This is a genomic window from Mycobacterium sp. 1164985.4, from assembly GCF_001668575.1.
In the GTDB taxonomy this organism is placed as follows: Bacteria; Actinomycetota; Actinomycetes; order Mycobacteriales; family Mycobacteriaceae; genus Mycobacterium.
In genome coordinates, this window is the sequence record NZ_LZMD01000085.1 from 215,884 (window position 1) to 227,628 (window position 11,745).

16 protein-coding genes are annotated in these 11,745 nt (G+C 68.0%); 7 read left to right on the top strand and 9 right to left on the bottom strand.

Annotated features, from left to right (window positions below):
- Positions 1-44 precede the first annotated feature (44 nt).
- Positions 45-782, top strand: a complete 738-nt coding sequence (locus A5650_RS19635; protein WP_067295268.1) for a YqjF family protein — start codon at positions 45-47, stop codon at positions 780-782.
- Here the strand turns inward: A5650_RS19635 and A5650_RS19640 are convergent, their stop codons facing one another.
- Positions 783-1,640 (bottom strand): SDR family oxidoreductase, encoded by an 858-nt coding sequence (locus A5650_RS19640; RefSeq protein ID WP_082950839.1) that lies wholly within the window; start codon positions 1,638-1,640, stop codon positions 783-785.
- An 84-nt stretch (positions 1,641-1,724) separates the two neighbouring features.
- A complete protein-coding gene (locus A5650_RS19645) occupies positions 1,725-2,213 on the bottom strand; it encodes an aminoacyl-tRNA deacylase (protein WP_067295274.1) in 489 nt (162 codons plus the stop codon).
- A gap of 242 nt (positions 2,214-2,455) precedes the next feature.
- Here A5650_RS19645 and A5650_RS19650 point away from each other — a divergent pair, with 242 nt between their 5' ends.
- On the top strand, positions 2,456-3,106 hold the full coding sequence (locus tag A5650_RS19650; RefSeq protein WP_197501927.1) for a sigma-70 family RNA polymerase sigma factor: 651 nt from the start codon (positions 2,456-2,458) through the stop codon (positions 3,104-3,106).
- 44 nt (positions 3,107-3,150) lie between these two features.
- Positions 3,151-3,408 (top strand): mycothiol system anti-sigma-R factor, encoded by a 258-nt coding sequence (gene rsrA / locus A5650_RS19655; RefSeq protein ID WP_231992675.1) that lies wholly within the window; start codon positions 3,151-3,153, stop codon positions 3,406-3,408.
- 24 nt (positions 3,409-3,432) lie between these two features.
- On the opposite strand, the gene A5650_RS27705 is transcribed toward rsrA, so the two are convergent.
- The gene (locus A5650_RS27705; RefSeq protein WP_003882799.1) at positions 3,433-3,525 is read right to left on the bottom strand and encodes a 50S ribosomal protein bL37; all 93 of its coding nucleotides are present in this window, start codon (positions 3,523-3,525) and stop codon (positions 3,433-3,435) included.
- 155 nt (positions 3,526-3,680) lie between these two features.
- On the opposite strand from A5650_RS27705, the gene A5650_RS19660 reads away from it, so the two are divergent.
- Positions 3,681-3,896, top strand: a complete 216-nt coding sequence (locus tag A5650_RS19660; RefSeq protein ID WP_043414713.1) for a biotin/lipoyl-binding carrier protein — start codon at positions 3,681-3,683, stop codon at positions 3,894-3,896.
- Between the two features lie 40 nt (positions 3,897-3,936).
- Positions 3,937-5,424, top strand: coding sequence for a sensor histidine kinase (locus A5650_RS19665; RefSeq protein ID WP_067295283.1), 1,488 nt, complete (start codon positions 3,937-3,939; stop codon positions 5,422-5,424).
- Positions 5,425-5,540: 116 nt separating this feature from the next.
- Here the strand turns inward: A5650_RS19665 and A5650_RS19670 are convergent, their stop codons facing one another.
- Positions 5,541-5,795 (bottom strand): WhiB family transcriptional regulator, encoded by a 255-nt coding sequence (locus A5650_RS19670; protein WP_067295286.1) that lies wholly within the window; start codon positions 5,793-5,795, stop codon positions 5,541-5,543.
- 249 nt (positions 5,796-6,044) lie between these two features.
- On the bottom strand, positions 6,045-7,010 hold the full coding sequence (locus tag A5650_RS19675) for a diacylglycerol/lipid kinase family protein (RefSeq protein WP_067295289.1): 966 nt from the start codon (positions 7,008-7,010) through the stop codon (positions 6,045-6,047).
- A 51-nt stretch (positions 7,011-7,061) separates the two neighbouring features.
- On the opposite strand from A5650_RS19675, the gene A5650_RS19680 reads away from it, so the two are divergent.
- A complete protein-coding gene (locus tag A5650_RS19680; RefSeq protein ID WP_067295294.1) occupies positions 7,062-7,490 on the top strand; it encodes a hypothetical protein in 429 nt (142 codons plus the stop codon).
- On the opposite strand, the gene A5650_RS19685 is transcribed toward A5650_RS19680, so the two are convergent.
- Genes A5650_RS19685 through A5650_RS19695 form a run of 3 tightly spaced genes read right to left on the bottom strand, consistent with a single transcriptional unit; the run spans position 7,439 to position 9,623 of the window.
- Positions 7,439-7,924 carry a GNAT family N-acetyltransferase gene (locus A5650_RS19685; protein WP_067295298.1) on the bottom strand — a complete coding sequence of 162 codons (486 nt, stop codon included), beginning with the start codon at positions 7,922-7,924 and terminating at the stop codon, positions 7,439-7,441. The genes A5650_RS19680 and A5650_RS19685 overlap by 52 nt on opposite strands.
- Complete coding sequence (locus A5650_RS19690) at positions 7,921-9,015, bottom strand: isochorismate synthase (RefSeq protein ID WP_067295301.1); 1,095 nt, start codon at positions 9,013-9,015, stop codon at positions 7,921-7,923. The genes A5650_RS19685 and A5650_RS19690 overlap by 4 nt, the downstream gene beginning before the upstream one ends.
- Positions 9,012-9,623, bottom strand: a complete 612-nt coding sequence (locus A5650_RS19695) for an acid phosphatase (protein WP_067295305.1) — start codon at positions 9,621-9,623, stop codon at positions 9,012-9,014. Before A5650_RS19695 ends, A5650_RS19690 begins: the two co-directional genes overlap by 4 nt.
- Before the next feature lie 51 nt (positions 9,624-9,674).
- Here A5650_RS19695 and A5650_RS19700 point away from each other — a divergent pair, with 51 nt between their 5' ends.
- Positions 9,675-10,478 (top strand): ParA family protein, encoded by an 804-nt coding sequence (locus A5650_RS19700; protein ID WP_067295499.1) that lies wholly within the window; start codon positions 9,675-9,677, stop codon positions 10,476-10,478.
- A 48-nt stretch (positions 10,479-10,526) separates the two neighbouring features.
- Here the strand turns inward: A5650_RS19700 and A5650_RS19705 are convergent, their stop codons facing one another.
- A complete protein-coding gene (locus tag A5650_RS19705; RefSeq protein ID WP_067295308.1) occupies positions 10,527-11,744 on the bottom strand; it encodes an Rv3212 family protein in 1,218 nt (405 codons plus the stop codon).
- Position 11,745 lies beyond the last annotated feature (1 nt).

The window sequence follows — 11,745 nt, forward strand, 5'->3', positions numbered from 1 at the left end:
CGATCCCTTGACCGCGATGCCACGATGAAGCGGTGACGGGCCCGATGGACGACGACGCCCTGGCGGGGTACCCCGTCGTCGCCGGTACGGTGCCGCGACCGGTCTTCTCCCAACAACGTTGGTGCGACCTGACTTTCCTGCACTGGCCGGTGCGCCCGGACACGGTCGCGTCGCTCTACCCGCCGGGCACCCGCCCCGACGTCTTCAGTGACGGGCTCACCTACGTCGGACTCGTGCCGTTCCGGATGCGCGGTACGACGCTTGGGCGGACGGTGCCGCTGCCGTACTTCGGCACCTTCGCCGAGACCAACGTCCGGTTGTACTCGATTGACGAGTCGGGCCGCCACGGCGTGGTGTTCCGTTCGCTGGAGACCGCTCGGTTGGCGGTCGTTCCCACGCTGCGCCTCGCCCTCGGCATCCCCTACACCTGGGCGAGGATGCGCATCGACAGGACGGCCGACACCCTCACCTACACCAGCGACCGGCGGTGGCCGCACCGCGGATTGCGCAGCGTCGTCACCGTGCGCGTCGGCGACGAGGTGACACCGACCCCGCTGGAGGTGTGGCTGACCGCCCGGTGGGGCGCGCACACCCGTAAGGCGGGCCGCACGTGGTGGGTCCCCAACGAACATGACCCGTGGCCGTTGTGCGCCGCCGAAATCATCGGCGTGCGCGACGATCTCGTCGCTGCCGCCGGAGTCACCCCTATCGGCCCGATGTTGCGAGCGCTGTTCACGACGGGCGTGCAGGCGCGGTTCGGGCGCCCGAGCGTCGTCGCCTGACTACGGGCCCGTGTATCCGGGCGGGTTGGGGGTGTCCACCCACAGATCGACACCCAGTTCCGCACCGGGAACGCAGTTGTACACCGACAGGTCGGTGACGCCGGAATCCAACAACACGTCCTCGCACAACAGCGACTGTCCGGTGAACTCGCGCGCGGGCTTGCTGAGGACCTCGTAGGCCGCGTCGGCGTAGACGTCGGGCTTGCGGGCGCGCCCCATTGCCTCGTCGCCACCCAACAGGTTCTGCACGGCCGCCGTGGCCACCAGCGTGCGCGGCCACAACGTGTTCGAGGCGATGCCGGCGTCGCGCATCTCCTCGGCGATCGCCAACGCGCACAACGACATTCCGTACTTGGCCATCATGTAAGCGGTGGGCTTGAGCCACTGAGGTTCCAGGCGCACCGGCGGCGACAGCGTCAGGATGTGCGGGTTCTCCCGGCCCATCATGTGTGGGATGCACGCCGCCGATACCGCGTAGGTGCCGCGTACCTGGATGCCGTTCATCAGGTCGAACCGCTTCAGGGGTACGTCGGTGATCGAGCCGAGGTTGATCGCCGAGGCGTTGTTGACGCAGATGTCGATGCCGCCGAACTGCTCGACGGTCTTGGCGACGGCCGATTCCACCGAGTCGCCGTCGCGGATGTCGCCGACGATCGGCAGCGCCTGCCCGCCGGCTTCCTCGAGTTCCTTGGCCGCGGTGTACACCGTGCCCGGCAGTTTGGGGTGGGGCTCGGCCGTTTTCGCGATCAACGCGATGTTGGCGCCGTCGGCGGCCGCGCGCTTGGCGATCGCCAGGCCGATGCCGCGGCTCGCGCCGGAGATGAACATGGTTTTACCGGACAACGCTGCTTGTGCCATGGGTCTCACCCTAGAGCCGCGAAACGGTATTCCAGCAGGGCCCTGCTCGGCTTTTCTCGGCCGGGAAGATGGTTTCGGGGACCGTCAGGCGCAGATGTCGGCGGTGACGGCGTCGGTCAACCGGACGAGGTCCTGCGGCGCCACCGCGACGTCCCAGCCGCGTTTGCCTGCACTGCACAGCACCCGGTCCCAGGCCAGCGCGCTCTCGTCGACGACCGTTGGCAGCGGCGTGCGCTGGCCCAGCGGGGAGATGCCGCCGATCACGTAGCCCGTCGACCGCTCGGCCGCCGCGCGTTCGGCCATCGTGGCCTTGGGCACGCCAAGGGCGGCCGCGGCCGCCTTGAGCGAGAGCGTGGCCGGCACCGGCAGCACGGCGACGCCGAGCCCCTTGGGCAGCGTGAGCACCAGCGTCTTGAGGATCTGCCCGGGCTCGACGCCCTCGGACTTCGCGAGCGCGTCCACGGCCTCCTCGCCGAACGACTCGTTGCGGGGGTCGTGGCGGTACCGCAAGACCTGGTGCGCGACGTCGGCGGCCAGTAGGGCCGCAAGCGCCGGAGTTGCTGCGCGTGGCACCGCGTCAGCCTAGTGCGATGCGCGTACGTCGCGATCCGGGGAACAACCGGGGCCCGCGCCGCTGTTATTGACGGTGGTTGTACCGCGGCGAAGGTTCGCGGACAGAAAATATGTCGGTCTCAACCTCTAGGATGAGTGAAGGGGGTCAGGTGCCAACGCTGGCCATGGACTTTCCAGTGCTCTCGATGGATCTATCGGGATTGTTCGCTGGCACCGCGACAGAAGGGACGGTGTTCCCCACGATGACCGACTCCGACGGGTCAACGCGAGATTCGGCGCCGGAGGCTCCGCAGGAGACCGACGCCGAACTGACCGCGCGATTCGAGCGCGATGCGATTCCGCTGCTCGACCAGCTGTACGGCGGCGCGCTGCGGATGACGCGCAACCCCGCCGACGCCGAGGACCTGTTGCAGGAAACCATGGTCAAGGCCTACGCCGGCTTCCGTTCCTTCCGGGAGGGCACCAACCTCAAGGCGTGGCTGTACCGCATCCTGACCAACACCTACATCAACAGCTACCGCAAGAAACAGCGCCAGCCGGCGGAATACCCCACAGAGGAGATCACCGACTGGCAGCTGGCGGCCAACGCCGAACATTCCTCGACCGGATTGCGCTCGGCGGAGGTCGAGGCGCTCGAGGCGCTGCCAGACAGTGAGATCAAGGAAGCGCTGCAGGCGCTACCCGAGGACTTCAGGATGGCCGTGTACTACGCCGACGTCGAAGGCTTCCCATACAAGGAGATCGCCGAGATCATGGACACGCCGATAGGCACAGTGATGTCCCGGTTGCATCGGGGTAGGCGCCAGCTCCGCGACTTGCTGAGCGACGTGGCCCGTGACCGCGGGTTCATTCGGGGAGAGCAGATGGACACACCCGAGGAGGTCTCGTCGTGAGCTCGTTCTCTGACGATGAGCGATGGCAGCCCCCGGTCGGCCCGATCGACCCCGAACATCCCGAATGTGCCGCGGTCATCGCCGAGGTGTGGACGCTGCTGGACGGCGAATGCACGCCCGAAACGCGCGACAAGCTGCGCCATCACCTCGAGGAATGCCCCGCATGCCTGCGGCACTACGGCGTCGAGGAGCGGGTCAAGAACCTGATCGCGAAGAAGTGCGGGGGCGAGAAGGCCCCGGACAGCCTGCGTGAGCGGCTGCGCATCGAGATCAGCCGCACCACCATCATCCGGCGCGGTTAACGCCGCAGATCACGTCTGGGCGCGTCAGCGCACCGACTTCGAACCGGCGTTGGGCCGCTTGCCGTGATTGGCCTTCGAGTGCTTGCGGTCACGCTTCTTACGGCCACGCTTGGCCATGGTCTACCTCCGAATGCTCTGCTGGATTGCTCGGCCCGTATCCACCGGGCACGTCCGAACCATTGTCTCATGACCCGGCGACAGCGCTGACAAGCCGGTGGTGTGGTTCGATGTATGCCGAAACGCATACGGCAGCGAAGAGTAATGGGGTGATGATGGCCGAGGACGTTCGCGCTGAGATCGTGGCCAGTGTGCTCGAGGTCGTGGTGAGCGAGGGCGATCAGATCGGCGAGGGGGACACCCTGGTGCTGCTGGAGTCGATGAAGATGGAGATCCCGGTGCTGGCCGAGGTCGCGGGGACCGTCAGCAAGGTCAGCGTCTCGGTTGGCGACGTCATCCAGGCCGGCGATCTCATCGCGGTGATCAGCTGATCACCGCGTCCCCGTGACACGCCGCCGGAAGTAGTTCGCGATGTCGACCCTCGGTGACCTGCTCGCCGAGCACACGGTGTTGCCCGGCAATGCGGTCGACCATCTGCACGCGGTGGTGGGCGAGTGGCAGCTGCTCGCCGACCTGTCCTTCGCCGACTACCTGATGTGGGTGCGCCGCGACGACGGCGCCCTTGTCTGCGTGGCCCAGGTGCGGCCGAACACCGCCCCGACGGTCCTGCTGGCCGACGCGGTCAGCACGCTGGCCGACGCCGATGCGATGCCGCTTGTGGCCGCGGCCTTCACCAGGGGCGACATCGTCGTGGGAGACGGTGCGGGACAACAGGTTTCTCCCGGACTCAACGTGGAAGCCGTCCCCGTGCGGTACAAGGACGAGGTCGTCGCGGTGCTGACCCATCAGACCGCGCTGGCCGCCAGGAAGGCCAGCCCGCTGGAGTCGGCGTACCTCGACTGCGCGGGCGACCTGCTGCACATGCTCTCCGAAGGCACCTTCCCCAACGTCGGCGACATCGCGATGTCGCGGTCGAGCCCACGCGTGGGTGACGGCTTCATCCGGCTCGACGAGGACGGCGTGGTCGCCTTCGCGAGCCCGAACGCGATCTCGGCCTACCACCGGATGGGCCTGGCCGCCGAGTTGGGCGGCCACAATCTGGTCACCGTCACCCGTCCGCTCATCGGCGACCCGTTCGAGGCGCAGGAGCTGGCGAACCACGTGCGCGACTCGCTGGCGGGCGGATCGAGCATGCGCATGGAGGTCGACGCGGGGGGCGCGGCGGTACTGATGCGCACCCTGCCCCTGGTGGTGCACGGCAAGCCCGTGGGCGCGGCGGTGCTGATCCGCGACGTGACCGAGGTCAAGCGCCGCGATCGGGCCCTGCTGTCGAAGGACGCCACGATCCGCGAGATCCACCACCGGGTGAAGAACAACCTGCAGACCGTCGCCGCGCTGCTGCGGCTGCAAGCCCGGCGCACCAACAACGACGAAGGCCGCGAGGCACTGATGGAGTCGGTGCGACGGGTGTCGTCGATCGCGCTGGTGCACGATGCGCTGTCGATGTCGGTGGACGAGGAGGTCAACCTCGACGAGGTGGTCGACCGCATCCTGCCGATGATGAACGACGTTGCCGCCGTTGACAGCCCGATCCGCATCCACCGCGTCGGCGACCTCGGTGTGCTCGACGCCGACCGCGCCACCGCGCTGATCATGGTCATCACCGAGCTGGTGCAGAACGCCATCGAGCACGCCTTCGAGCCCGGGGCCCGGGAGGGGAGCGTCACCATCCGGGCCGAACGGTCCGCGAGATGGCTGGACGTGGTCGTTCACGACGACGGCCGCGGCCTGCCCCACGGGTTCAGCTTGGAGAAGTCCGACCGGCTCGGCCTGCAGATCGTGCGGACGCTGGTGTCGGCGGAACTGGACGGGTCCCTCGGCATGCACGAGGTGCCGACCGGAGGGACCGACGTGGTGCTGCGGGTGCCGCTGGGCCGGCCGCGGCGGGCCGCGCAGTAGACGACCGGACAATTCGCGAATCGGCCAATTGCGTCGCTAAATGGCCAATAGTGCATTGGCAGAAAAATACGGCCCCGACGAATGTCGGGGCCGTAAATGTTTGGTTCTGGTGAAGCTCAGACTCCGCTGCGAGCCTTGGTGCGGGCGTTGCGACGCTTGAGCGCGCGACGCTCGTCCTCGCTCATGCCGCCCCAGACGCCAGCATCCTGTCCGGACTCCAAAGCCCAGGTCAGACACTCGGTGGTCACCGAGCAGCGGTTACAGACGAGCTTCGCGTCGGCGATCTGAGCGAGCGCCGGGCCGCTGTTTCCCACCGGGAAGAACAGTTCCGGATCCTCATCGCGACAGACCGCCTTGTGGCGCCAATCCATTAGATCAAACTCCTCGTCAGATACGTCACCTGTGCGCAGCACGACGCACGGCATTTTCTTCGGCTGTTTAACGCGTGCACATTGAATGTTTCTGCAACGTTGCTTCGATGCTTTCACAGGCTGGACAGATGTCAATACTCGCGAGTTAACAAGTGCGCAATGTCACTAGGCCGGTGGCGTCGCACGCCGTGCACTCGATCTGTACTAGACTCGATCCAACTGCGCCCAGAATCCTACGCTTGGACGTCATCATCGCAGGTCAGAGAGGTCTGCCGGGGCGGGAGCCAGCACTCCGAGCGCATCGGGAACCGCGGTGAACATCATCGAGTCCCTAAGTCCCACATAATCGCCGTCGATCTGGCAGGCGACCGGTGTATCGCTGGTCACCTGCAGCCACGGAAGGTCGTCGTCGCGGACCAGGTGTTTTGCCTCGATGCGGGCCTTCGTCGACAACATCCGCCGGACCAGCATCAAGTTTGCCCATACGTTCATGCTGGTCGTGGCGAAAAGTCCGAGCCCCGTCTCGAACGTCGTCATCGGATTGGTCCACACCGGCCTGGCGTTGGCGTACGTCCACGGGCTGGCGTTGGACACGAACGCGAAATGGACGCCAGTGACCGGTTCGCGGTCGGGCAGATGCAGCGTCAGCGACGGTTCCTTGCGGGCGCTCGCCAGCACCTCGCGGATGGCCACACGCACATAGCGGGAGGCGGTCACCGCGCGTCCCTTGGCCCGCTGCGCTTCGACGGCCGCCACCACGTCCCCGTCCACGCCCATTCCGGCCGTGAACACGCCCCAGCGCTCGCCGCAGTCCATCAGACCGATGCGCCGCCACGTCTTGCGACGGCGGTATTCCGACAGCAGGTCGATCAGCTGATTGGTCGCCTCGATGGGGTCGGGGCTGATGCCCAGCGCCCGTGCGAAGACGTTGGCCGAACCGCCGGGGACCACACCGACGGCAGGTGCGGCGGCGCCGGGCCCTCCGACCTCCAGCACGCCGTTGACCACTTCGTTCACCGTGCCGTCGCCACCGTGCACAATGAGCACGTCGACGCCCTCACGGGCCGAGTCGCGGGCGATCTCGATGGCGTGGCCGCGATGGTCGGTATGGACGACGGTCAGCTTCACCCGGCTCTCCAGGGCGTGGGCCAACAGATCGCGGCCGGCCGCGGTCGTCGAGGTCGCATTCGGGTTCACGATCAGCACGGCGCGCACGGGGTCCGAGCCTACTGAACCGGTTCGGCGCGTCCCTCTACGCTCGAGGGCGTGATCGTTCCATCGCCCACGACGGTGCGCCAAGCCGCGGTCCTCGTCGCCGTGGAGGGTGCGGCCGCGTTGGTGGCGGCGCTGGTGTACGTGGTGAGCGGGTTCGGCCTGGCCGAGGAGTCCGGCCTCAACAAGTACGGGACCGCGCTGTGGTTCGCGATCATGGGCGGCGCGGTGCTCGCCGCGGGATGGGCTTTGTGGACGGGCAGGCGCTGGGGCCGCGGCATCGCGGTGTTCGCCCAACTACTGCTGCTGCCGGTCGTCTATTACATGGGGGTGGGCTCGAACCAGTGGCTGTATGCCGCGCCCATCGGTGTGATGGCGGTGGTCACGCTGATCCTGCTGTTCAGTCCCTCAACCCTGGAATGGGTTGGGGCTCATGGAGACTCCGCGGCCAACTCCGACAATTCGGGACCGGAGACCCGGTAGGTGATCCACTCCGTCTGCGGCTTGCCGCCGACGGCGTCGTAGAGCGCGATCGCGTTGAGATTCCAGTCCAGGACGGCCCACGAGAGCCGGGTGTATCCGTGCGTCGTACATTCGCGGGCCAAAACGGCCAACATCTTTCGGGCCAGCCCACGCCTGCGGAACTGAGGTCGCACGAACAGGTCTTCGAGGTAGATTCCGCCGACACCGTCCCACGTGGAGAAGTTGAGAAACCACAGTGCGCACGCGGCAGCCTGCCCGTCGACCTCGACGATGTGTCCGAAGACGATGGCCGGCTCGCCGAAAAGCGCCTGGCGCATCTGCTCTTCAGTGACCGTGCACTCGTCCGCGGCGTGCTCGAACTCCGCGAGTTCGTGGACCATCGCGGTCAGTTCGCGCTCGTCGCCCGGGCGCACCCGGCGGATCAGCTCCGTCACGTCTCGACACCCAGCGCGGTAAGGATCGTCGCGAATTTTGTTGTGGTTTCCTCGACTTCGTCGTCGGGATCCGACTCGGCGACGATGCCGCCGCCCGAATACGCCTCGGCGGTGCGACGATCCGCGGACAGCTGGGCGCAGCGGATCGAGACCACCCACCGGCCGTCGCCGCGCTGATCGCACCACCCGACGGCGCCGGCGTAGAAGCCGCGGTCGCCTTCGAGCTCGCCTATCAGGTCGGCGGCGGCCGCCGTGGGCACCCCACCGACCGCGGGCGTCGGGTGCAAGGCGATCGCCAAATCCAGAGCAGTGATCGATCTTTCGCGAAGCTTGCCCGTGATGCGGGTGGCCAGGTGCCACACCGAGTCGGTCTTGCGAAGCTCCGGCTCGGCCGCGACGTCGAGGTCGAGGCACAGCGGGTCGAGCGCGTCGCGGATCGTGTCGACCACGAACTGATGCTCGCGAAGGTTCTTCGCCGACGCGGCCAACGCGGCGCCGTTCACCTGGTCGGTCTCGGGGTCGGGGGACCGGGGCGCCGATCCGGCGAACGGTGCGCAGACCACCTGATCGCCTCGGCGGGCCACCAGCAGTTCGGGGCTGGCGCCCACCAGCACGGTGCCGGAGTATCCGCCGCCCGCCGCAGTCAGATCGACGAGATAGCCGTTGGCCGCCGGGTCGGCGGTCAGAAGCCGGTGCAGGACGGTGCGCGCGTCGAGCGGCCCGTCGGCCGCCAGTCGCAGGGCGCGGGCGAGCACGACTTTGTGCAGCCCGCTCGACGGGGTGTTGAGCCGGGTCACGGCCGTCGCGACGCGCGCGCGGTGCTCATCGGGTTCCGGCAGCGACTCGGCGATCTGCACGCCGGGCATCAGGCGCAGCGGCCACTCCGGCAACGCGTCGAAGAACTGGACGCTCTGCGGCCGGATCAACGCCGCGGGTTTGGTCATGTCAAAAGGCAACGCGCCCACGATGATCGGGGCGCTGTGCGATGCCAGCGCGGCCCGCGCGTCGGCGAGCTTCGGGAATGCGGTGTGCACCCCCTCCGCGACGACGGCGCCGCGGGAGGCCAGGACGAAGGTGGGTTCGCGAGTCACCGTGGTTTACACGGATCCTGGTGGCCGGTCAGTCCCTGCGCGATGATCTGGCGCATCGCGTGCTCGAAACCGAGCACCGCCAGGGAGGCGGGTGCCATCGCGAACCGGATTCCGCTCGGTACCGGCATTTCCACCCATCGCGCGATCATCGAGCGCGAAAAGTGCGCGTGCCCGACGAACACCACGTCGCGCGTCTCCATGTGCGTCAGCGCCACCTCGAGAGCGCTGTCGGCGCGCTGGCTGACCGCCTCGATGCTTTCGCCGCCGTCGGCGCCGTGGGTCCAGATCAGCCAGTCGGGGACCGTCTCGCGGATCTGCGGTGTGGTGAGGCCCTCGTAGCGGCCGTAGTCCCATTCCTGCAGAAGCGGCGACACCTCGTCGATGGTCAGCCCCGCCAGTTCGGCGGTCCGCACCGCGCGGCGCATCGGGCTGGAGACGACCAGCGGGTGGTCCAGCTCGAGTTCGGCCAGCGCCTCGGCGGCCAGCTTGGCGCGCTCCTCGCCGGTCGCGGTCAGCTCGAGATCGGTGCGGCCGGTGTGTCGACCGCTCTTCGACCACTCCGTCTCGCCATGACGAAGAAGGATCAGGCGGTGCTCCAGGAGGGCCACGCCGACTTATTCTGCCGCACGTCGCGTCGCGCTGTCCCAACCCGTGCAACGATGGGCACCGTGACGCGAGTACTTGCGGTCGCCAATCAAAAGGGTGGGGTAGCCAAGACGACGACGGTGGCGTCGTTGGGGGCAGCGATTCAGGAGACGGGCAAGCGGGTCCTGGTGGTGGACCTCGATCCGCAGGGATCGCTGACGTTCTCACTGGGTCACGACCCCGACAAGCTGCCGGTGTCGATCCACGAGGTGCTGCTCGGCGAGGTCGAACCCGACGCCGCCCTGGTGGACACGCCCGAGGGAATGACACTGCTGCCGGCCAACATCGACCTGGCCGGCGCCGAGGCCATGCTGCTGATGCGCGCCGGGCGCGAGTATGCGCTCAAGCGTGCGCTCGCCAAGGTCCTCGACCGCTATGACGTGGCGCTCATAGACTGTCCACCGTCGCTCGGTGTGCTGACGCTCAACGGGCTGACCGCCGCCGACGAGGTGATCGTGCCGCTGCAGTGCGAGACGCTCGCGCACCGCGGTGTCGGGCAGTTTCTGCGCACCATCGCCGACGTGCAGGCGATCACGAACGCCGACCTCAAACTGCTGGGTGCGCTGCCGACGCTGTACGACTCGCGCACCACGCACAGCCGCGACGTGCTGCTCGACGTCGCCGACCGCTACGACCTGCCGGTGCTGGCGCCGCCGATCCCGCGCACCGTTCGCTTCGCCGAAGCCAGCGCCTCGGGAGCGTCGGTGCTCGCCAGTCGCAAGAACAAGGGTGCGGGTGCCTACCGCGAGTTGGCCGCGGCGCTGATGAAGCACTGGAAGAACGGCAAGCCGATGCCGACGTTCGCCCCCGAGATCTAGCGATTTCGGTGCGCTAGCAGTCGCTGAGCGATTGTCAGCGCACCCAAATCACGTCGCGCCGAGCGCCACCAGCTCGTTCCCCCGCTGCTCCAACAGCGTCGAGCCGGCCACCGCCGGCACCACCGGCGCCGCGCTCTGCGGCCGGGCCACCGGGATGTGGCGTTCGCCGCGCCCGGTCGCGGGATCGAACACGTCGTAGCCGTCGGTGACGGGGACGAGCAGGCGCCCCGCCATGATCGTCGCCGGGCCCACGGGCTTGTTCGGCCCGGCGGGTGTGACGGTGTAGCGGTATTCAAAGTTGTTGTCGGAGAACACCATGACGCTGTCACCGGTCCACCACGTGATCAGGTCGCCCGCCCGCGACATGGTGGCCTGCGGTGACGGCGGGCGCTCCACCGGCGTGCTGGCGAAAGTCTCGCCCGTCTCGTCGACGATGTTGACCACGGGTTTGGGTGTGGGCACGTAGACCGCGGTCATCGTGTCGGCCACGGCCACCACGCGCGCCCCCGAATCGGGCGCGACACCTTCCTGTGGCACGTACTTCAGGTCCGGGGTGTCTTCCTCGTCGGAGGGGCGCAACAGCGTCAGTCGCAGATCTGACTGCCGCGGGCAGTCCTCGAGGACCGACACCGCGCTCGAACTGGCCTGCGCCGACACCAGCCGGCACAGCGGCAACGTGGGAACGTCCGGCTTGATGCGGGCGTCCAGCGCGCCGTAACTGATCATCCGGACCATGTCGGAGCGCCACAGCTCCAGCCGGTTCTCACCCGCCGACAGCACCGTGGTGCCGTCGGACGACAGCGTCACCGAGGCGTCGGCGTAGGACGTGCGAGCCGAACCCCGCTCACCGGTCTTGGCGTCGATGGTGCTGACCTGACCGCATCCGCGCGTATCGGGGTAGACGGCGACCGCGTACTGGTAGACGTAGCTGACCCCGCACAGGTCGAGGTCGCGGGCGTAGGTCCACAGCGTGTCGCCGGTCGCGGGGTCGCGTCCCTCGACGGTCCGGCCGTCGCCGGTCACCACGGCGCCGCCGACCACCAGCGGCATCGTGGTGTGTCCGCTGGGTGCGGTCCACAGCTGCCGCAGCGACTCCGGGACCGCCTTGGCGGGCGCCAATGCCGGCACAGGGGCGGCGGCGGGCCTGCTGAGGGTCGCTCGCGCGTCGCTGGTCCACCACACCAACGCCGCCGTCACCACGACCACGACGCCGATCGCCAGCGCCACCATCACATCGGTGCGCGTGCGGCGTTCGGGTTTGACCATC